Annotated in this window: 22 protein-coding genes and 1 other RNA gene; 11 read left to right on the top strand and 12 right to left on the bottom strand. The window is 61.5% G+C overall.

Annotation, left to right across the window (positions count from 1 at the left end):
- Positions 1-65: 65 nt before the first annotated feature.
- A complete protein-coding gene (dnaJ, locus tag QMO82_RS23710) occupies positions 66-1,196 on the top strand; it encodes a molecular chaperone DnaJ (RefSeq protein WP_097617222.1) in 1,131 nt (376 codons plus the stop codon).
- A gap of 261 nt (positions 1,197-1,457) precedes the next feature.
- Positions 1,458-1,658, top strand: a complete 201-nt coding sequence (locus tag QMO82_RS23705) for a hypothetical protein (RefSeq protein WP_097617223.1) — start codon at positions 1,458-1,460, stop codon at positions 1,656-1,658.
- A 131-nt stretch (positions 1,659-1,789) separates the two neighbouring features.
- On the opposite strand, the gene QMO82_RS23700 is transcribed toward QMO82_RS23705, so the two are convergent.
- On the bottom strand, positions 1,790-2,149 hold the full coding sequence (locus tag QMO82_RS23700) for a helix-turn-helix domain-containing protein (protein ID WP_183609982.1): 360 nt from the start codon (positions 2,147-2,149) through the stop codon (positions 1,790-1,792).
- 696 nt (positions 2,150-2,845) lie between these two features.
- Between QMO82_RS23700 and recF the strand changes: the two genes are divergently transcribed.
- From recF to QMO82_RS23685, 3 genes are read left to right on the top strand one after another with little or no spacing between them, the layout of a single operon-like run.
- Complete coding sequence (gene recF / locus QMO82_RS23695; RefSeq protein WP_183609981.1) at positions 2,846-3,970, top strand: DNA replication/repair protein RecF; 1,125 nt, start codon at positions 2,846-2,848, stop codon at positions 3,968-3,970.
- Entirely contained in the window at positions 3,967-4,791 is an 825-nt protein-coding gene (locus QMO82_RS23690) for a molybdopterin-synthase adenylyltransferase MoeB (RefSeq protein ID WP_183609980.1), read from the top strand. The genes recF and QMO82_RS23690 overlap by 4 nt, the downstream gene beginning before the upstream one ends.
- Positions 4,788-5,276 (top strand): GNAT family N-acetyltransferase, encoded by a 489-nt coding sequence (locus QMO82_RS23685; RefSeq protein WP_183609979.1) that lies wholly within the window; start codon positions 4,788-4,790, stop codon positions 5,274-5,276. The genes QMO82_RS23690 and QMO82_RS23685 overlap by 4 nt, the downstream gene beginning before the upstream one ends.
- A 16-nt stretch (positions 5,277-5,292) precedes the next feature.
- Here QMO82_RS23685 and QMO82_RS23680 read toward each other — a convergent pair whose 3' ends face one another.
- A complete protein-coding gene (locus tag QMO82_RS23680) occupies positions 5,293-6,294 on the bottom strand; it encodes a D-glycerate dehydrogenase (protein WP_183609978.1) in 1,002 nt (333 codons plus the stop codon).
- A 187-nt stretch (positions 6,295-6,481) separates the two neighbouring features.
- Between QMO82_RS23680 and QMO82_RS23675 the strand changes: the two genes are divergently transcribed.
- The gene (locus tag QMO82_RS23675; protein WP_183609977.1) at positions 6,482-7,021 is read left to right on the top strand and encodes an SH3 domain-containing protein; all 540 of its coding nucleotides are present in this window, start codon (positions 6,482-6,484) and stop codon (positions 7,019-7,021) included.
- Here the strand turns inward: QMO82_RS23675 and QMO82_RS23670 are convergent.
- From QMO82_RS23670 to QMO82_RS23655, 4 genes are all read right to left on the bottom strand, one after another.
- The gene (locus QMO82_RS23670; RefSeq protein WP_183609976.1) at positions 7,014-8,006 is read right to left on the bottom strand and encodes an adenosine kinase; all 993 of its coding nucleotides are present in this window, start codon (positions 8,004-8,006) and stop codon (positions 7,014-7,016) included. The genes QMO82_RS23675 and QMO82_RS23670 overlap by 8 nt on opposite strands.
- A 506-nt stretch (positions 8,007-8,512) precedes the next feature.
- The gene (locus QMO82_RS23665; protein ID WP_183609975.1) at positions 8,513-9,124 is read right to left on the bottom strand and encodes an ATP-dependent Clp protease proteolytic subunit; all 612 of its coding nucleotides are present in this window, start codon (positions 9,122-9,124) and stop codon (positions 8,513-8,515) included.
- A gap of 45 nt (positions 9,125-9,169) precedes the next feature.
- Positions 9,170-9,529, bottom strand: coding sequence for an SRPBCC domain-containing protein (locus tag QMO82_RS23660; RefSeq protein ID WP_183609974.1), 360 nt, complete (start codon positions 9,527-9,529; stop codon positions 9,170-9,172).
- On the bottom strand, positions 9,526-9,840 hold the full coding sequence (locus QMO82_RS23655; protein WP_007628095.1) for a helix-turn-helix transcriptional regulator: 315 nt from the start codon (positions 9,838-9,840) through the stop codon (positions 9,526-9,528). The genes QMO82_RS23660 and QMO82_RS23655 overlap by 4 nt, the downstream gene beginning before the upstream one ends.
- Positions 9,841-10,223: 383 nt before the next feature.
- Between QMO82_RS23655 and QMO82_RS23650 the strand changes: the two genes are divergently transcribed.
- Positions 10,224-11,171 carry an AEC family transporter gene (locus QMO82_RS23650; protein WP_183609973.1) on the top strand — a complete coding sequence of 316 codons (948 nt, stop codon included), beginning with the start codon at positions 10,224-10,226 and terminating at the stop codon, positions 11,169-11,171.
- 67 nt (positions 11,172-11,238) lie between these two features.
- Here the strand turns inward: QMO82_RS23650 and QMO82_RS23645 are convergent, their stop codons facing one another.
- On the bottom strand, positions 11,239-11,805 hold the full coding sequence (locus QMO82_RS23645; RefSeq protein ID WP_049731254.1) for a cytochrome c family protein: 567 nt from the start codon (positions 11,803-11,805) through the stop codon (positions 11,239-11,241).
- 154 nt (positions 11,806-11,959) lie between these two features.
- On the opposite strand from QMO82_RS23645, the gene QMO82_RS23640 reads away from it, so the two are divergent.
- Both QMO82_RS23640 and QMO82_RS23635 read left to right on the top strand, forming a co-directional pair.
- The gene (locus tag QMO82_RS23640; RefSeq protein WP_183609972.1) at positions 11,960-12,715 is read left to right on the top strand and encodes a 3-deoxy-manno-octulosonate cytidylyltransferase; all 756 of its coding nucleotides are present in this window, start codon (positions 11,960-11,962) and stop codon (positions 12,713-12,715) included.
- A gap of 10 nt (positions 12,716-12,725) precedes the next feature.
- Entirely contained in the window at positions 12,726-13,580 is an 855-nt protein-coding gene (locus QMO82_RS23635; protein WP_183609971.1) for a prephenate dehydratase, read from the top strand.
- 21 nt (positions 13,581-13,601) lie between these two features.
- Here QMO82_RS23635 and QMO82_RS23630 read toward each other — a convergent pair whose 3' ends face one another.
- From QMO82_RS23630 to QMO82_RS23610, 5 genes are all read right to left on the bottom strand, one after another.
- Entirely contained in the window at positions 13,602-13,970 is a 369-nt protein-coding gene (locus QMO82_RS23630) for a VOC family protein (protein WP_183609970.1), read from the bottom strand.
- Between the two features lie 135 nt (positions 13,971-14,105).
- A complete protein-coding gene (locus QMO82_RS23625) occupies positions 14,106-14,366 on the bottom strand; it encodes a hypothetical protein (RefSeq protein WP_183609969.1) in 261 nt (86 codons plus the stop codon).
- 143 nt (positions 14,367-14,509) lie between these two features.
- Positions 14,510-15,205, bottom strand: coding sequence for a YafY family protein (locus QMO82_RS23620; protein ID WP_272784657.1), 696 nt, complete (start codon positions 15,203-15,205; stop codon positions 14,510-14,512).
- A 4-nt stretch (positions 15,206-15,209) separates the two neighbouring features.
- The gene (gene nudC, locus QMO82_RS23615) at positions 15,210-16,169 is read right to left on the bottom strand and encodes an NAD(+) diphosphatase (RefSeq protein ID WP_183609968.1); all 960 of its coding nucleotides are present in this window, start codon (positions 16,167-16,169) and stop codon (positions 15,210-15,212) included.
- On the bottom strand, positions 16,166-16,576 hold the full coding sequence (locus tag QMO82_RS23610; protein ID WP_183609967.1) for an HIT domain-containing protein: 411 nt from the start codon (positions 16,574-16,576) through the stop codon (positions 16,166-16,168). Before QMO82_RS23610 ends, nudC begins: the two co-directional genes overlap by 4 nt.
- Positions 16,577-16,665: 89 nt before the next feature.
- Here QMO82_RS23610 and ffs point away from each other — a divergent pair.
- An RNA gene (ffs, locus tag QMO82_RS23605) (signal recognition particle sRNA small type) lies at positions 16,666-16,762 on the top strand.
- Positions 16,763-16,808: 46 nt separating this feature from the next.
- Entirely contained in the window at positions 16,809-18,680 is a 1,872-nt protein-coding gene (locus QMO82_RS23600; RefSeq protein ID WP_183609966.1) for a DNA polymerase III subunit gamma/tau, read from the top strand.
- Positions 18,681-18,704 lie beyond the last annotated feature (24 nt).

Raw genomic sequence — 18,704 nt, 5'->3', positions numbered from 1 at the left:
CTTCAACACCTGATCCGGCTGCTCACCATGGCAGCCGGAAATCCATTTCCGGGGTTTAATCCTTAATGGCAAAAGCGGACTTTTACGAAACTCTGGGTGTAGCCAAGTCGGCGGACGAGAAAGAGCTGAAAAGCGCCTTCCGCAAACTGGCAATGAAATACCATCCGGACAAGAACCCGGATGACAAGGACGCCGAACGCAAGTTCAAGGAAATCAACGAAGCCTACGAGATGCTCAAGGACCCGCAGAAGCGGGCGGCCTATGATCGCTACGGCCATGCGGCCTTCGAGCATGGCGGCATGGGCGGCGGCGGTGGCGGCGGATTTGCCGGCGGCGGTTTCTCCGACATCTTCGAGGATATTTTCGGCGAGATGATGGGTGGAGGGCGCGCGCGCCAGCGCTCGTCGGGCGGCCGGGAGCGCGGCGCCGATCTTCGCTACAATATGGAAATTACGCTGGAAGAATCTTTCTCCGGCAAGACGGCGCAGATCCGCGTTCCCACATCGATCACCTGCGACGTCTGTTCGGGTTCGGGCGCCAAGCCCGGCACGCAGCCGAAGAACTGCGGCACCTGCCAGGGAACGGGGCGCGTGCGCGCGGCACAGGGCTTCTTCTCGATCGAGCGGACCTGCCCGACCTGCCATGGCCGCGGCCAGATCATTCCCGATCCCTGCCCGAAGTGCCACGGCCAGGGCCGGGTGACGGAGGAGCGTTCGCTCTCGGTCAATATTCCCGCCGGCATCGAGGATGGTACGCGCATCCGCCTGCAGGGCGAGGGCGAAGCCGGTGCCCGTGGCGGACCGGCGGGCGATCTCTATATCTTCCTGTCGGTCAAACCGCATGAATTCTACCAGCGCGACGGAGCCGATCTCTATTGCGCCGTGCCGATCTCGATGACGACGGCCGCTCTCGGCGGAACCTTCGACGTGGCGACGCTCGACGGCACCAAGTCGCGCGTCAGCGTGCCCGAGGGCACGCAGGCCGGCAAACAGTTTCGCCTGAAGAGCAAGGGCATGCCGGTGCTGCGTTCGGCGCAGACGGGCGACCTCTACATCCAGATCCAGATCGAGACACCGCAAAAGCTCACGAAGCGCCAGCGCGAGCTGTTGCAGGAATTCGAGCAGCTTTCCTCCAAGGAGAACAATCCCGAATCGACGGGCTTCTTTGCCCGCATGAAGGAATTCTTCGAAGGCTGAGTGCGATCGATCGATCCATCTCGAAAGCCGGGGACGGAAACGTCTCCGGCTTTTTTGCTTTGCCGTGTTCTCCTGGCGCTTTTGCAATTGCCCCAATTTGCGACATTCGCCGTTCGCGCCGGGCAAATTGTCCCGGATCGGCACGGCGACGGGGCGGAACATGTCTTGCGTTAACGCAGCCATATGATGCCGCTTGCAAGTTTTCCAAATGAATTCAGTCTCTGCCGTCAGTCGGGAACAACAAAACCAAGGGTATCTGCCATGGCGCCAGCCTTTTCCTCTCAGTCCGAAGATGTCGACGTTCTCGCCGGCGCCCTCTACACATGGTGCGCCGAGCGCAACATCAAGCTTCGCAGCCAGCAGGGCCTTTCCATCGCCAGCATCGCCATCGACCTCTATCATGCCGGCCACCAGACGCAGGACGATCTGCTGATGGCGCTGCACGAATGCGAGATTCACTAAAACGCACGGCATAGAATCGCATCAACGGACATGCGTCCGGTCTTGTCTTGATGTCTCCAAATTGCCGCACGGCTGCATGTGTCCAGATATCCCCCGGACCCAGGTCATGCTCTGTGTGAGGCTCGGTGAGATCAGGCGGCGGTTTCGGCCGTTTCGCCAACCATGAGGGTGAGGATGGTCTTGACTGCTTCCTTGCCCGCCGATGAGCTCAGTTTGTCGTAGCTCAGGGCAAGCGCATAGGCATCAGGGCTGAGTTCGACCCGGCTGCCGAATTGCGATACCCCCTCGAAAAGAGCAGAGATCTCGACATCGAGAAAAACCGCGATCTGATGCAGCTTGCTGGCGGAAACGCGGTTCGCGCCTTTTTCGTATTTCTGGATCTGCTGGAAAGTCAGTCCGAGTGCTTCGCCAAGCTCGAGCTGCGAAACACGGCGAAGGGCGCGAAACTGTCTTACGTTGCGACCGACGATAATATCAACCGGATCTGGCACTTCATCGCTCTCTCATACCTAAACAGTTCGTTTACCATATCGGTTTCACGGGATAACTCAACCCTGCAGTTGCAAAATTCAACCGACTTTTTTTGGGCTTTACGTTACGTCAGCGACCTCCAGGGAATGCAGTAAAAGCCCTAATATCCGGCGCTTGCCGACGTTGATCGTGACCGTCGACGATCTCGGCCCAGCGGTGCCGGATCATCCGCTCTCAGGTTGTATTTTTAGCCGATTGGAGAGTGGCTAGGTGCCCGTTACATCGAGTGGGTGTCGGACGCCAGGACCTCGGTCACAGGATCCGCCAAAAAATACCGCCGCGGTCCGACACCACCAGAGGGACACGATCCCCGGCAGTCAAGCTGTCAGCCTTGCTATCAACGCCGCTTAGGCTTAGAGCCTTTCCTGGCCAGATTGAAGCATTCTGCCGGAGCAGGTTTTCGTCAGGGCAAAGGCGATTGGCGACGGGCATACCCCTTGGTACGTCCGAGCCGATCGCCTTTGCCCTGGCGGAAAGATGCCCGGCCCTTCGGGTTGGCCGAAACGGGCCGGCTGATCGACCGGCCGGCTTGGCCGTAGAACTGGGCTACGACGCGCGCCGGCCGGTCGACCATCCGACTCCGTTTGAGCCAACAGAATGCTTCAATCTGGCCAGGAAAGGCTCTAACTGTCACGCTTCACGATTCCGGACATTCGATGCCGCACAAGGTTTCTCTTTCCCGTCTGAAACTGACAGACTTCCGTAACTATGCGTCGGCGGCCCTAGCCCTTGATGGCCGGCACGCCGTGCTGACGGGAGACAACGGTGCCGGCAAGACCAATCTCATGGAGGCCGTCTCGCTGCTTTCGCCCGGCCGCGGCCTGCGCCGCGCCGCCTATGGCGACATCACCCGGGTCGGCGCATCCGGCGGTTTTTCGATCTTCGCCGCCCTCGACGGCATGGAAGGCGACGTCGAGATCGGCACCGGGATCGAAAGGGGCGAGGAAACCACCGCCCGCAGGCTGCGGATCAACGGTACCCCCGCCAAAACCGCAGAGGAACTGACCGACCATCTGCGTCTTCTCTGGCTGACACCGGCGATGGACGGCCTCTTTACCGGCGCCTCCTCCGACCGGCGCCGCTTTCTCGACCGGCTGGTGCTGTCGCTCGATCCCGCCCATGGCCGTCGCGCCAGCGATTTCGAGCGCGCCATGCGCAGCCGCAACAAATTGCTGGATGAAGGCCGCTTCGACCCCTCCTGGCTTGCCGGCATCGAGGAACAGATGGCAAGCCTCGGCATTGCCATGGCGCTCGCCCGGCAGGAAATGCTCGGCCTGCTGACCCGGCTGATCAAGGAGAGCCGCGAGAACTCGCCCTTCCCTTCCGCATCGCTACAGCTTTCCGGCTTCATGGACGGGCAGTATTCGCGCGCCTCGGTCGACCTCGAGGACGATTACGCGGCAATGCTGGCAGAGAGCCGCTACCGCGACGCCGGCGCAGGGCGTACGCTCGAGGGGCCGCACCGGGCCGATCTCATCGTGCACCACCGCGAGAAGGCAATGGAGGCGGAGCGCTGCTCGACCGGCGAGCAGAAAGCATTGCTTGTCGGGCTGGTGCTTGCGCATGCGCGCCTCGTCGGCAACCTCACCGGCCACGCACCGATCCTCCTCCTCGACGAGATCGCGGCGCACCTCGACGAGGGACGCCGGGCCGCGCTGTTCGACCTCATCGATGGGCTCGGCGGCCAGGCCTTCATGACCGGAACGGATCGCGTCATGTTTTCGGCGCTCGGCGACAGGGCACAGTTCTTTACGGTTGCCGACGGAAGAGTGTTCGAATGACGGAAGCGGCTTTTCCCGGCCTCGGGCGCCATGATAACGTCGGCGTCATGGAACCGCTCAGCCCCGACGAAATCGCCCGTTATCACCGCCATATCCTGCTTCCCGAGATCGGCGGCGCCGGCCAGCAGAGGCTGAAAGCCGCCCGGGTGCTGGTAATCGGCGCCGGCGGCCTCGGTGCGCCGGTTCTGCAATATCTCGCCGCAGCCGGGATCGGCACGCTCGGTATCGTCGATGACGACCGAGTGTCGCTGTCGAACCTGCAGCGCCAGGTGATCCATGATTCCGGTACGATCGGCGAATTGAAGACGGAAAGTGCCGCCTTCGCCATCGCCAGGCTCAATCCGCATGTCCGGCTGATGCGCTTCGAGGAACGCTTTTCCCCGGAGACCGCCCGCCGGCAATTATCCGGCTTCGATCTCCTGATCGACGGCTCCGACAATTTCGACACGCGTTACGCCGCCGCCGATGCGGCGGAGGAAGCACGCATTCCGCTCGTCAGCGGCGCTGTCGGGCGTTTCGATGGCTCGCTGACGGTTCTCAAACCCTATGAAACTGCCGAGGACGGAACACCCAACCCCAGATATCGCGACTTGTTTCCGGAAGCGCCGCCGGCGGGGCTCATCCCCGCCTGCGCCGAGGCCGGCATCATCGGCGCGCTCACTGGCGTCATCGGCACGATGATGGCGATGGAGGCGATCAAGCTCGTCACCGGCTCCGGCGAGCCGCTGGTTGGACGGCTGCTGCTCTACGACGCGCTTGCGGCCCGCTTCGACACGGTCCGCTACAGAAGACGCCGCACGCGGGAGAGACAAACCGGATGACGATCGTCCGCCTCGACCAGAACTTCACGCGCTGGGACGAACTGCTCGCACTGATCCTCGCCGCCTTCGCCTCGATGAACGGCAGGATTGACCCGCCATCCTCGGCGCTCAAGCTGACGGCGGTATCGCTCGCCGAAAAGGCCAGGGCCGAGATCTGCCATGTCGCCATCGACGGCGAAAAGTTGATCGGCTGCCTATTCCTGCGGCCGGAGGCCGATTGCCTCTATGTCGGCAAGCTCGCCGTTCTGCCTGAGGTACAAGGCAAGGGCCTCGGCAAGCGGCTGCTGGCGATTGCCGAGGAGACGGCTGCGGCGCTCGGTCTTCCCGCGTTGCGGCTGGAAACGCGGATTGAACTCACCGACAATCACGCCGTCTTCGCCGCCTGGGGATTTTCCAGAACCGCCGAAAAGGCGCATCCCGGTTTTGCCAGGACGACATTTGTCGAGATGCGCAAGGTCCTTGCACCGCCGGTCCGCACCGCCTGAATTCAGCTCGCCGCCTTCAACGGCCCGGCAGGACCCGATTCGGCGGCCTGTGGCCGTCGATGAAGGTGCGGATATTGATGATCACCTTGTCGCCCATGTCGATGCGGCCTTCGATCGTCGCCGAACTCATATGTGGCAGCAGCACGACCTTGCCCTCGTTGGCGAGCTTGACGAGCTTCGGGTTGACGGCGGGCTCGTTTTCGAAAACGTCGAGGCCGGCACCGGCGATCCGGCCCTCCCGCAGCGACTTGATCAGCGCGGCTTCATCGACCACATCGCCGCGCGCGGTGTTGACGAGATAGGCCGTCGGCTGCAGCAGCGCCAGACGGCGCGCCGAGATCAGGTGGAAGGTCGCCGGTGTCGACGGGCAATTGACCGAAACGATGTCGACGCGGGCAAGCATCTGGTCGAGGCTTTCCCAATAGGTCGCCTCCAGCTCGTCCTCGATGGCCGGATTGACGCGCTTGCGGTTGTGGTAGTGGATCGACAGGCCGAAAGCCTTGGCGCGACGGGCAACCGCCGTACCGATGCGGCCCATGCCGACGATGCCGATGCGCTTGCCGTGAATGCGCCGGCCGAGCATCCAGGTGGGAGACCAGCCGGCCCATTCGCCCGGCTTGTCGGTCAGCACTCGCGCACCTTCGCCAAGCCTTCTCGGAACCGCGAGAATGAGGGCCATCGTCATGTCGGCGGTGTCCTCGGTCAGCACGTTCGGCGTGTTGGTGACGGTGATACCCTTGCGCGCCGCCGCCTCGACGTCGATATGATCCGTGCCGTTGGAGAAGCTCGCAATCAGCTTCATCTGCGGCCCCGCCTGGTCGATCAGCGCCGCGTCGATACGATCGGTGACGGTCGGCACCAGCACCTCGGCGGTCCTGACGGCGGCGACAAGCTCGGAAACGGAACGCGGCGCGTCGTCGATGTTCAGCTCGGCGTCGAAGAGCTCCCGCATGCGGGTTTCGACGGCATCGGGCAATTTGCGGGTGATGTAGACCTTGGGTTTTTTCTTCGCTGTCATGGCTGGCTGTGGTGCCTTGTTCAGAGGTCTTTAACCAAGAAAGGGGATAACTTTTCCATTCAGGGCATTTTCTACCAGACCCGCACGCGAAGACAAACAAAACTCGTGGTGCAGCCGGGGAATGTCAGTGCCCGGACAGCGAGCAGGCTGGGCCTGGCCCGCGAATTCGAGCAAACGGAAGCTTTCCATGCGCAGCAAAGTCCTGAAGTCCTGCCTCGCCGTCGCGATCGCTCTGACTACATCCCTCGCCACCCTGGAACTTGCCCATGCGCAGGCGGCCAAGGGACCGAGTGGGCTGCCTTTGCCGCGTTTCGTCACGCTGAAATCCAAACGCGTCAACCTGCGCATCGGCCCGGGAACGGATTACGCGGTTTCATGGATGTACCTGAAATCCGGCCTGCCGGTGGAGATCATCCAGGAATACGACAATTGGCGCCGCATCCGCGATGCCGACGGCACCGAAGGCTGGGTCAACCAGTCGCTGCTGTCAGGCCAGCGCGCGGCGATCGCCGCGCCGTGGATGAAGACCAAGGGCAAGGGCGTCTTCGTCAATCTGCGCCGCGAGGCGCAGCCGTCCGCCTCGATCGTCGCCAAGCTGGAACCCGGCGTGATGGTGACGATCGGCGAATGCAACGGCGACTGGTGCCGCGCTGAAACCGACGGCGCCTCGGGCTGGGTGGCGCAGTCGGAAATCTGGGGCGCCTATCCCGGCGAAGCCTTCAAATAAGCCCGGCCTGTTTGGCGGCCTCGGAGAGCGAGGTCATTGGGCGCGGGCCGATCTGCTGGATGACGATGCCGGCGGCGAGGCAGCCGAGCTTGCCGCAATCCTCCAGAGACCGTCCCTGCGTGTAGCCATAGAGGAAGCCGGAGGCGAAGAGATCGCCGGCGCCCGTCGTATCCACGACTTCCCTGATCTTGATCGCATCGACGTAATAACGCTCGCGGCCCTTCAGAATGACGGCGCCGTTCTCGCTCATCGTCACGGCGGCGATCTTGCAATCGGCGGCGATCCTGTTCAGCGCCTCCTCGAAATCATCGGTTTCGTAGAGCGACAGTGCTTCCTGGCGATTGGCGAAGACGATATCGACCTTGCCGGAGCGCATCAGATCGAGGAATTCGCCGCGATAACGGCCGACACAGAAGCTGTCGGACAGCGTCATCGACATTTCGCGGCCGTTTTCATGGGCGATGCGGGCACAATCGAGGATCGCTTCCTTGGCGCGCGGCGGATCCCAGAGATAACCTTCGAAATAGGTGACCTTGGCGTCGGCCACGACGTCGATCTCGACGTCCTCGGGACCGAGCTCGACGCAAGCGCCGAGATAGGTATTCATCGAACGCTCGCCGTCCTCGGTGACGAAGATCATCGAGCGCGCCGTCGGCGGGAAGGTGCCCTTGGGCCGGGTCTGGTAGTGAACGCCCTGGGCACGGATGTCGTGCGTGAAGATGTCGCCGAGCTGATCTGCAGCGACATTGCCGAAATAGGCAGCTTTGCCGCCGAGGTTGGCCACGCCCGCCGCCGTGTTGCCGGCGCTGCCGCCGGAGGCTTCGAGAGCCGGCCCCATGCGCGAATACAAGAGTTCGGCGCGCTCGGCATCGATGAGGTTCATCGCCGCCTTGGTGATCTGGTTGTCAATGAGGAACTGGTCGTCGCAACGGGCAATGATATCCACGATTGCGTTGCCGACTGTCAGAACATCGAATCTTGTCATGAAATGGGTGGTCCCGGATTTGTGATAGCCGGGGTTCGGTCTTAGCGAAATTTCCGCGGTTTGGAAGGATAAATGGGACGTCGCTTCTATTTCTTCGCAAAAGTGCCGCCTATTCGTCATGTCCCTGTCATTTTCAAAATCTAGAAATACTCGCAAGAAGACCGGCATGAGCAGCTTTCAGTTGCAGCCGGGCGCATGAAGGATGATTCCTTCGATCTTACTGGCGTGATGCTGACCACGGATGAACTGGCAGCTTCGCGATCCGGATATCCGGCACGGCCGGAGCGGAAAAGCGGGCTGTGCCCGCTTTTTTTGTTTTCGGATGGCGCGGCCGGCGATTGCCTTTCTGCGGAATTATGGAGCAAATGCCACCAACCGATAACGATGCGGCGTTGGCACTTTGCGCCAGGAGCGGTCATTGTGGCTGCTGCAAAACTCGTTATTCTGCGACATCGCAGAAGTTGGAAAAACAACTGTAGCCTTAATGGGGATTTTTGCGGCAAGGCTTATAGGCTGCTCGTGTCTTCCCGAACCTTCAGAATACGGTCGATAAGACCCCATTCAAGCGCCTCCTCCGCCGTCATGAAGCGGTCGCGATCCATCCCGCGCTCAAAGTCTTCGTAGGAACGTCCGCAATGCTCTGCGTAGAGCCGCGTCATGCGTTGCTTGGTCTTTAAAATTTCCTCGGCATGAATCAGCATGTCGGAAGCCTGCCCTTGAAAGCCGCCGGAGGGCTGGTGAATGAGGATACTGACATTGGGCAATGCGGCTCTTCCGCCGGGTTCGCCTGCCATCAGCAGGAACGATCCCATTGAACGGGCCGTCCCCATGCAAAGTGTATGAACCGGCGCACGGATGAAGCGCATGGTATCGTACATGGCTAGGCCGCTGGTCACGACGCCGCCCGGCGAATTGATATAGAGGCTGATGGGCTTTTTTGGGTTTTCCGCTTCTAAAAACAAAAGCTGCGCACAGACGAGGGCCGAAACGGTATCGTTCACCTCGCCATTGAGGAAGATAATCCGCTCGCGCAGAAGCCGGGAATAAATATCAAAGGATCGCTCCCCCCGGCTGGACTGTTCTATGACCATAGGGACGAGTTGCATCGCTTCGCGCATCGGCGACCTCCAGACTTTCAGAATTTTAAGGGGAGGCTCGCCGTGTCAGGCGGCGAGCATGAGGAGCGGGCGGTTGCTGTTTGCCGGCGCTCTTGCCATTCCATCGAATCTTGCGTCCGTCAGTTCGTGGACGATCCGAAGGCAAGTGCCGCCAGTGGCATTCGGGGTGATCGTGAACGTCACGGTGCTTTCAAGGAAAGGTGGGTTATCGTCACGCAGCTTGTAGCGAACTTCCTGGCCGGGGGTGACGGTGATCGCATCGGGATCAGCCAATGCTGCCTTCGGCAACCACCTTTCCCGAAGTTCGGGAATGGTAACAGCACGCCAGACCTTTTGCGGCGGATCGCCCAAGTCAAACTCCAACTCGACGCCGCTATCCTGCTCCTTGGTCTTCCCTTCGTTCATTGATCCATGTCCTTCAGCAAGACTTTGAGTGCAGCGATACGCTCCGGCCAATAGGCGCGGTATTTTGCGAGCCACTGGGCGATGAGAGCCAACCCATCGGGATCGACTTCGTAATTCACGAAACGCCCCTGTCGTTCTTCCCTCACGAGCTTTGCACTGCGCAGAACTGCAAGGTGTTGCGACATCGCAGGCTGGCTAATCTCCATGCCCTCGCGCAAGGCACTAGCATTCATGCTCCCTGCCGCCAGCTTCTCAAAGATCGCACGGCGGGTCGGGTCTGCCAAAGCTCGGAAGAAGTCATTCTCGATCATACGAACACATAAGCACGTACTTATGCGATTCGCAAGCTATTTCGGGGCAACCTTCTATTGCTGCGGAAATCCTACGATCAACGACCGACCTCTCAGCATCAAAAAATGAGAGGAATTCCTTTCGCAAAACCCTTATGTAAGCGACCGAGTTTTGCAAACGTCTGATGTTCGCATGGGTCGAAAGTGGTCGTTGGTGGCATTTGCTACATAATTCCGCTTCTTTACCCAAGCGGTTTGCTGCCGCAGCGCCGCGCGTCTTCTCAGAAGCGCAGGGAGCGCTGCAGCACTTTGAAGTGCTGCGTAATTTTCTCTCTAAATCGATTCCGATTTAGAGAATTATGCAGTAGAGGTTGGATACTCCCCCGCGCAGAGCAACCTCCCTCATGTCAGCCATCATTCTCGACGTCCTTCCCATCTTCCTCCTGATTCTCATCGGCTGGGTGATCGTCCGCAGCGGCTTGATGGCATCGAATGTCGGCGATGCGCTCGGCGAATTCGTCTTCAAGATCGCCGTGCCGCTGCTGCTCTTCCGCACCATCGCCGAGGCGGATTTTCATGGCGCCTCGCCCTTCCGGCTGTGGATCGTCTATTTCTCAGGCGTCGCCATCACCTGGACGGCCGGCCATCTCGCCGCCACCCGCCTCTTTAACCGCGACGAACGGATCGGCGTGCTGGCCGGCGTTTCCTCGGCCTTCGCCAACAATGTCTTCATCGGACTGCCGCTGGTCGAGCGCACCATCGGCGACGAGGGGCTGGTGGCGCTGTCGATCCTGCTCGCCGTGCATCTGCCTGTGATGATGGTCGCGGGCACGGTTCTGATGGAGCATGCCGAACGCAAGATCGCCGGCAAAAGCGACCGCAGCATGGTGTTCGTGCTGCGCCAGATCGCCATCAATCTCGTACGCAATCCGCTGGTGATCGGGCTTGCGGCCGGCATGGCCGTGCATCTTTCCGGTCTCACCATGCCGACGGCGGTGGCATCGGTCGTCGGGCAGATTGCCGGCATTGCCGGGCCGGCGGCGCTGATCTCGCTCGGCATGGCGCTGGAGAAATACGGCGTCTCCGGCAATGTCGGCATCGCCAGCGTCACCTCGACATGCAAGCTGCTGCTGCTGCCCGGCTGCGTGTGGGCGGCGAGCCATCTCCTCGGTCTCAGCCCCGAATGGACGGCGGCGATCGTGCTGACCTCCTCGGTACCGACGGGCGTCAACGCCTGGCTGATCGCCAACCGCTTCGGCGTCGGTCACAGCCTCGCCGCCTCGACGATCACCGTGACGACAGCGCTCGGCGCCATCACAGTTTCGCTCTGGGCCTATTTCCTCGGTGCCTGAAAACCTCTCCGCACAACAAAAAGCCCGGCTTGCGGCCGGGCTTTTGTAATGCGTTTGTGCTGGCGCATCACTGCGTCGCGGTTTTCGGGTCCGGCAACGGCACCGGCGAATCGGCCAGCGTGTGCAGGTAGAGGATGACGTTGGCGCGGTCCTGATCCTTCGCCAAACCAGCGAAGCCCATGGCCGTGCCGGGAACGTCCTTCTTCGGCGCCAACAAGAACTTGTTGAGGAATTCGAAGGTCCACTTCTCGCTGCTGCCCTTGGAGAAATCCTTCATGGCAGCGGAATAGGCGAAGCCCTCATGCGAAGCGATCGGGCGATCTACGACACCAAAGAGGTTGGGACCGACCTTGTTCGGTCCCCCTTTGGTGCCGTCATGACAGGCCTGACACTTCTTGAAGACCGTTTCACCGGCCTTGGCATCGGCAGAAGCGAGCAATTGCGCGATCGGAACGGCAGCGGCGGCAGGCGCAGCCTCACCACCGGCGGCGGGCGCCTCTTCGGCAACGATCGCGAAACCTTCCTTTTCCGGCGCTTCGGAATGGAAGATCCCCTCGGACGCGATGGAGACTGACATCAGAACGAAAATCGTTCCGAGCAGCGCCCCCACGGCCGTATTGACGTATGAATTCATCTGCAATGCTCCCCTTGCAGCCGGCAGACCATAAACCGGACCATCTTGAAATCGCGCGGAACCTATGTCTTTTGGTTGATCGTTGCAACTGTCTAAATGGTCTTGTGCGTGAGACTTTTTGACACTTTTCAGCCCGGAATAGAAGGCCCGAACAATGAGTGATTCAAATTTAGACGGTGCGCTCGTGCTGATCCCGGCGCGTATGGCCTCAACCCGCCTTCCGGGCAAGCCGCTGGCCGATATTTGCGGTCTGCCGATGATCGTTCAGGTGGCGATGCGCGCCAGGGAAGCAGCCATCGGCCGCGTCGTCGTCGCCGTCGACGACATCAGAGTGTTCGATGCCGTTTCTGCTGCCGGCTTCGAAGTCGTCATGACCAGCAGTGATCATCAGTCGGGTTCCGATCGGATCTTCGAAGCGCTGACGAAAGTCGACCCGGACGGGAAAGCGAAATTCATCGTCAACGTCCAGGGCGATCTGCCGACGATCGAACCGGAAACCGTGCGCGCAGCGTTGCGCCCTCTGGAAAACGAGGCGGTCGATATCGGCACGCTGACGACCGTCATCGACAATGAAGCGGATAAAACCGCGCCGCACATCGTCAAGATTGTCGGTTCGCCCGTCTCCGATACCCGACTGCACGCACTTTACTTCACGCGCGCGACGGTACCCTACGGCGCGGGGCCGCTCTATCACCATATCGGCCTTTATGCCTATCGCCGCACAGCACTGGAACGCTTCGTCTCGCTCGGGCCTTCGACGCTCGAACGGCGCGAATCGCTGGAGCAGCTCAGGGCGCTGGAGGCCGGCATGCGCATCGACGCCGAGATCGTTGACACGGTTCCGCTCGGTGTCGATACTCCGGCCGACCTCGAAAAAGCGCGGCGCATCCTCTCCGCAAAGTCGAACTGACGGAACCATCATGAACATCAAGACCAACAGGATCGCCTTCCAGGGCGAATTCGGCGCCAATTCCGACATGGCCAGCCGCGACATGTTTCCGACCATGGAGCCGCTGCCCTGCCAGACCTTCGAGGATGCGTTCACGGCGGTCGACAACGGTGATGCCGATATCGCGATGATCCCGATCGAGAACACGATCGCCGGGCGCGTCGCCGACATCCATCATCTGCTGCCGGACTCGCGGCTGCACATCATTGGCGAATATTTCATGCCGATCCGTTTCCAGCTGATGGTGCTGCCGGGGGTGACCAAGGACGAGATCCGCACGGTTCACAGCCATATCCACGCGCTCGGCCAGTGCCGCAAGATCGTTCGCGCCAATGGCTGGAAGCCTGTCATCGCAGGCGATACGGCAGGCGCGGCAAAGCTGGTGAAGGAAACCGGCGACCGCTCGATGGCCGCCTTGGCGCCGCGTCTTGCCGCCGATCTTTACGGGCTCGAGATCGTCGCGGAAAATGTCGAGGATACCGAAAACAACGTCACCCGTTTCGTCGTGCTTTCCCGCGACGAGGAATGGGCGCAGCGGAATTCGGCGGAAGAAAAGGTCGTCACCACCTTCGTCTTCAACGTCCGCAACATTCCGGCCGCGCTCTACAAGGCGCTCGGCGGCTTCGCCACCAACAACATCAACATGACGAAGCTCGAGAGCTATCAGCTCGGCGGAAAATTCGTGGCGACGCAGTTCTACGCCGATATCGAAGGCCATCCGAACGATCCGAACGTGCGCCGGGCTTTGGAGGAACTGCGGTTCTTCTCCGAGAAAGTCCGCATCCTCGGTGTCTACAAGGGGCATGCGATGCGAGGCCTGCTTTAAGCAGGCCTTGTCATTCAGCCATTATTTATCCGGCTCACAGACGCGAAGGCGATGACCATCGGGATCGAGCACGACGAAGGTCGGGCCGAAGTCCAGTTCGGTCAGTTCCTGGGCGATCGGCAGGCCGCGCTGTCGCCAGTCCTTATAGTGGTTGGCAACAGCATTTTCTCCCGCGACCATGAAGGCCACTTCGCCGCGATTGCCGATGGCCGACGGCTGCGGCTCGACCTTGCTGCGCCGCCAGAGGCCGAGTGTGAAGCCGCCATCGAGCGGGAAGGCGACGAAATTCGGCGCTTCCACGGCCGGCTCGCGGTTCAAGAGGTTGCGGTAGAAGCTGGCGCTTTCGCCCGGATCCTTGACGTACAGAATGATGAGATTGGGGCTGGTCATTTCGGTTCTCCGGTTGCTGTAAAATGGAACGGGCGCGAGATCGTCTGCTGACAATTATTGGCAGCAGGGCACGGAAGGGCGTTGCGATCGCAACGCCCGGTTCTCGCCGGGTAAATGTTGATGGGGATGGGCGACCTAAAGCGAGGGATGGTCCTCGTGGCGCGGCTTACGTCCATCGATGAAGCCGAGATCGCGCTTGCGGCAATCCGGCAGCGCCTCAAGGTCGAGGCTGGTGCGGTTTCCACTGGAAAACCGGAAAATATTCATGACCAGACACAGCAGGCCGGAGCGCGCCGACTGGCGGACATCGGCAAACGTTTCGGCCGAAATGACATCGGCAAAGGACTCGGCCGTAAAACGGTCGTTGGTCAGATGAATGGTTGGAGGCGTTACCATGATCAGTACTCCTTCCCTAGCGCATCGGCACGATGCGCGGAACCCAGCTGCTACAGCGTCCTTTGCGCGTCCGAAGACGCGCGGCGCTGTAGTGGATTGGTACTGACAATAACCCCAACTGCTGACAGTTTCTGGCAGCAGTGTTAGTTCTCGACCGGCACGTCCTGCGTCTCGCGCCATTCCTTGAGGAGCACGGTGCGGCGGCGGGGATAACGCACCTCATGCAGGGCCATGTCGATGATGCGGTCGGTACGGAAATGGCGAAAATCCTGGCGCAGTTCGCACCAGGCCATGAGGACGCGCACATGCTCGAAATAACCGAGCGCGAAGGGCCAGACGCGGCGCCGGGAGATGCGGCCCTGCTCGTCGCCATAATGCAGTTCGAGGATACGTTCGAGGCGGATCGCCTTGCGGATCGCCGAAACGTCAGCCTTGTCCTCGTCCCGGCGTTTGGGGCCGACGAAAAGGGCTGCCGAATCGATCATCTCGCGCATATCGGCCGGCAGCACGGCGGCAATCTTGGCCAGCGCATCGGCGCCGGCGCCGGCAAGGCGCGGCTCGGCGGCGCGGGCGACCCAGCGCGAGCCGAGCACCAGCGCCTCCAGCTCTTCTTCGGAAAACATCATCGGCGGCAGCATGAAGCCTGGCTTCAGCACATAGCCGATGCCGGCTTCGCCTTCGATCATCGCGCCTTGGGCCTGCAAGCTGGCGATATCGCGATAGAGCGTGCGCAGGCTGACGCCGGTCTCCTCAGCAAGCACGTTGCCGGTCACCGGCCGCCGATAACGCCGAAGCGCCTGAAGCAGCGTCAGCAGCCGTTCCGAGCGCGCGACCGGCATGGCGCTACCGCTTCCACTCCACCCAGTCGCGCATCAGGCGGTGGGCGATCGCCCCTTTCGGCGGCGAGGCCTTGCCTGTCGCGCTCGGACGTTCCAGCATTTCGATGGTTTCCTCGCGGGTGAACCAGCGGCAATCCTCCAGTTCCGTCTCGTCGCGGCTGATTTCGGTGGACTTGGCCTCGGCGTAACAGCCGATCATCAGCGAATGCGGCATCGGCCAGGGCTGCGAGGCGTGATAGCGGATGCGGCCGGTGCGGATGCCGGATTCCTCCAGCGTTTCCCGGCGTACGGCATTCTCGATGGTCTCACCGGGCTCGACGAAGCCGGCAAGGCAGGAATACATGCCGGGCGCGAAATGCGGGCTGCGGCCAAGCAGGCAGAGGTCGCGGCTCTCATCGATCGTCAACATGATGACGACCGGGTCGGTGCGGGGGAAGATCATGTGTTCGCAGGCGGCGCAGACACGCTTGTAGCCGCCGATATGGATCTCCATTGCCGAGCCGCAGCGGCCGCAGAAGCGGTTGTCGCCATTCCAGCGGATGAGGCTCGCGGCCTGGGCGAATTCGCCGAGCAGCACCTCGTCGATCAGCATTTCGCGAAACAGGGTGCGACCGTCGGAAGGCTTGTATTGGCTGGTGAGATCATCGACGCCGATGCCGACGGGAACGGCAAGCCGCGGCTCGCCGGATTTGCGGTAACCGAGAAGCACGGTCTCGTCCCAATCCGGCTGCAATTCCTTGAGCTCGTAACGGGCGAAAAGTGGGTCGAGCACCTGGCCGTCATGCTTCAGCACCAGCTTATCCCCGGCGAAGGCGAAGATATGGGTGCCGTCCTTGGCCAGCGCCTTTTCGACGGAGCGTTCGTCGCGATGCTCGGAATCGCGATTGAGGTCATTGGCGGCAAAGGCCGTGAGATTGCTGGGTTCGGGATGCGGCACATCCGAATCGAAAAGCGAATGACTCATGATGAAAGGGCTTCCCGCAGCTTCGCTATGAATTCGTCTCTCTTTCCGTCTTCGTAGGGCTCTGCGCACCCGAAGCCCCAGACGGGACCCGGCCAGTTGGCATCGCCTTCGAAGCGGGCAATGACATGAACATGAAGCTGACGGACGATATTGCCAAGAGCCCCGACATTGATTTTTGTCGCGCCGGTGATGTCCTTCAGGGCTTTGGAGACCAGCTCCGTCTCGAAGGCGAGCAGCACCTGGTCGAGCGGTGTCAGCTCGAAGATTTCGGTGATATCGGCCCGGCGCGGCACGAGAATGAGCCAGGGCCAGCGGGCATCCCTCGACAATCTCAGATCACAGAGGCCGGTGACCATGATGCTGGTGCTGTCGTTTTCCAGCCGGGGGTCGAGCGCGAAACCTTTCAAAGGGCATTCTCCTCATGTTTTCCTACGACTAGCAGTTTTTTTGCATGTTGGCTTGCTTTTGATGACGATATTGCCGATATGTGCATCCGGGAGGTTGGTGGTGGACGAGCCACTCGCCAACCGGGTCAGGTCCGGAAGGAAGCAGCCCTAACGAGCCCGGCACGGGTCATCGTGCCAGCCTCCCACCTTCTCTCCACGAAGTGCCCGACGATCCCGGGCGACAAGCAGGGCGATGAGCGACACCGAGCGACAATCAAAAGATGCCGCCTCGACGGGCACCGGATACCGAGTGCTGGCTCGCAAATACCGCCCCAAGGATTTCACGGACCTGATGGTCGGCCAGGAGCCGATGGTCCGCACCCTGACCAACGCCTTCGAGACCGGCCGCATCGCGCAGGCCTATATGCTGACCGGCGTGCGCGGTGTCGGCAAGACGACGACGGCACGCATCCTGGCGCGGGCGCTGAACTACAAGACGGCTGACATCGACAAGCCGACGATCGACCTGCGCATACCCGGCGAGCACTGCCAGGCGATCATGGAAGGCCGGCATGTCGACGTGATCGAGATGGATGCCGCCTCCCATACCGGCATCGACGATATAAGAGAGATCATCGAGCAGGTGCGCTACCGGCCGGTTTCGGCGCGCTACAAGGTCTATATCATCGACGAAGTGCACATGCTGTCGACACAGGCCTTCAACGGCCTCTTGAAGACGCTGGAAGAGCCGCCGGAGCATGTGAAGTTCATCTTCGCCACCACCGAGATCCGCAAGGTGCCGATCACCGTGCTGTCGCGCTGCCAGCGCTTCGACCTGCGCCGGATCAGCGCGTCGGATCTCGTCGGGCTGTTTTCGACGATCGCCGCCAAGGAAGGCATCGAGGCGGAGCCGGACGCACTGGCGATGATCGCGCGCGCCGCCGAAGGCTCGGCCCGCGACGGCCTGTCGCTGCTCGACCAGGCAATCGCCCATGGCGCGGGCGCCGTGCAGGCCGAAGCCGTGCGAGGGATGCTCGGCCTTGCCGACCGCGCCCGGATCGTCGATCTCTTCCAGCATGTCGTCAAAGGCGATGTCGCCGCCGCCCTCGGCGAATTCCAGAACCAGTACGAGGCCGGCGCCAATCCGGTGGTGGTGCTGACCGATCTTGCCGATTTCACCCATCTGGTGACCCGGCTGAAATATGTGCCGGATGCGGCAAACGATCCCTCGCTCAGCGAAGTCGAGCGCACCAAGGCGGCGGAATTCGCCAAGGGCGTTGCGGTGACGACGCTGTCGCGCATCTGGCAGATGCTGCTGAAAGGCATTCCGGAAACGGAGGGCTCCTCGCGCACAGCGGGTGCTGCCGAAATGGTGCTGATCCGGCTTGCGCATGCGGCGCATCTGCCGGCGCCCGAGGATGCGGCGCGTCGGCTTGCCGAATTTTCCGGCGACAATGGAAGCCAGCGGCCCTCCCCGCCTTCCGGCAATGGCGGCGGCGGCACGCGAGTCCCCTATCAAAGCAGTGTCGCGGCACGGGCACCCGAGATCGCGCCGAGCAAGCCGCAGCCTTCGGCGCCGGTGGCGATGCTGCGCGCCGTGCCGAGCAGCCAGCCGGAGACGATGCCTGTCGGGCGGATAGAGGCGAAACCGGCGGAAGCACCGAAGCCGCTCGTTCGGGTCAATTCGGTCAGCGATATCGTCAACCTCGCCACCGAAAAGCGCGATGCGAAGCTGAAGGCGATGGTGCGCAATTTCGTGCGCCCCGTGCGGATCGAGCCCGGCCGGCTTGACGTCAGCCTCACCGAGGGCGCGCCGACGACGCTGCTCAATGAGCTTGCCGTCAAGCTGAAGGAATGGACCGGCATCCACTGGATCGTCAGCCTCAGCCGCGACGAGGGTCAGCCGACGCTTGTCGAAGCGGAAGCCAGGACCCGGGAACAGCATGTCATCGACGCGCGTCAGGACCCCGACGTCGCAGCGATCCTGGCGCATTTTCCCGGCGCGAAAATCATCGACGTGCGTGTGCGGGCGCCCGAACCGGAAGAGGAAGGCGAGGTCAAACCACCTGATGCCGCCGAATCCGAAGAAGGTGACATCCTGCCCGGCGACGACATAGAATTTTAAAAAGTTTCAACAAGGAGCGAGACG

Origin of the sequence: Rhizobium sp. BT04 (assembly GCF_030053135.1) — a bacterium.
Lineage (GTDB): Bacteria > Pseudomonadota > Alphaproteobacteria > Rhizobiales > Rhizobiaceae > Rhizobium > Rhizobium binxianense.
This window is presented reverse-complemented; position numbering and strand designations above follow the sequence as displayed.

What these genes read in the sequence shown, in the direction of transcription:
- QMO82_RS23635 (WP_183609971.1), top strand. Translation starts at nt 12,726, where the DNA reads ATGAACATCAAGACCAACAGGATCGCCTTCCAGGGCGAATTCGGCGCC.
- QMO82_RS23620 (WP_272784657.1), bottom strand. Translation starts at nt 15,205, where the DNA reads ATGCCGGTCGCGCGCTCGGAACGGCTGCTGACGCTGCTTCAGGCGCTT.
- QMO82_RS23665 (WP_183609975.1), bottom strand. Translation starts at nt 9,124, where the DNA reads ATGCGCGAAGCGATGCAACTCGTCCCTATGGTCATAGAACAGTCCAGC.
- QMO82_RS23705 (WP_097617223.1), top strand. Translation starts at nt 1,458, where the DNA reads ATGGCGCCAGCCTTTTCCTCTCAGTCCGAAGATGTCGACGTTCTCGCC.
- recF (WP_183609981.1), top strand. Translation starts at nt 2,846, where the DNA reads ATGCCGCACAAGGTTTCTCTTTCCCGTCTGAAACTGACAGACTTCCGT.
- QMO82_RS23690 (WP_183609980.1), top strand. Translation starts at nt 3,967, where the DNA reads ATGACGGAAGCGGCTTTTCCCGGCCTCGGGCGCCATGATAACGTCGGC.
- QMO82_RS23630 (WP_183609970.1), bottom strand. Translation starts at nt 13,970, where the DNA reads ATGACCAGCCCCAATCTCATCATTCTGTACGTCAAGGATCCGGGCGAA.
- QMO82_RS23685 (WP_183609979.1), top strand. Translation starts at nt 4,788, where the DNA reads ATGACGATCGTCCGCCTCGACCAGAACTTCACGCGCTGGGACGAACTG.
- QMO82_RS23675 (WP_183609977.1), top strand. Translation starts at nt 6,482, where the DNA reads ATGCGCAGCAAAGTCCTGAAGTCCTGCCTCGCCGTCGCGATCGCTCTG.
- dnaJ (WP_097617222.1), top strand. Translation starts at nt 66, where the DNA reads ATGGCAAAAGCGGACTTTTACGAAACTCTGGGTGTAGCCAAGTCGGCG.
- QMO82_RS23670 (WP_183609976.1), bottom strand. Translation starts at nt 8,006, where the DNA reads ATGACAAGATTCGATGTTCTGACAGTCGGCAACGCAATCGTGGATATC.
- QMO82_RS23645 (WP_049731254.1), bottom strand. Translation starts at nt 11,805, where the DNA reads ATGAATTCATACGTCAATACGGCCGTGGGGGCGCTGCTCGGAACGATT.
- nudC (WP_183609968.1), bottom strand. Translation starts at nt 16,169, where the DNA reads ATGAGTCATTCGCTTTTCGATTCGGATGTGCCGCATCCCGAACCCAGC.
- QMO82_RS23650 (WP_183609973.1), top strand. Translation starts at nt 10,224, where the DNA reads ATGTCAGCCATCATTCTCGACGTCCTTCCCATCTTCCTCCTGATTCTC.
- QMO82_RS23655 (WP_007628095.1), bottom strand. Translation starts at nt 9,840, where the DNA reads ATGATCGAGAATGACTTCTTCCGAGCTTTGGCAGACCCGACCCGCCGT.
- QMO82_RS23640 (WP_183609972.1), top strand. Translation starts at nt 11,960, where the DNA reads ATGAGTGATTCAAATTTAGACGGTGCGCTCGTGCTGATCCCGGCGCGT.
- QMO82_RS23625 (WP_183609969.1), bottom strand. Translation starts at nt 14,366, where the DNA reads ATGGTAACGCCTCCAACCATTCATCTGACCAACGACCGTTTTACGGCC.
- QMO82_RS23600 (WP_183609966.1), top strand. Translation starts at nt 16,809, where the DNA reads ATGAGCGACACCGAGCGACAATCAAAAGATGCCGCCTCGACGGGCACC.
- QMO82_RS23680 (WP_183609978.1), bottom strand. Translation starts at nt 6,294, where the DNA reads ATGACAGCGAAGAAAAAACCCAAGGTCTACATCACCCGCAAATTGCCC.
- QMO82_RS23660 (WP_183609974.1), bottom strand. Translation starts at nt 9,529, where the DNA reads ATGAACGAAGGGAAGACCAAGGAGCAGGATAGCGGCGTCGAGTTGGAG.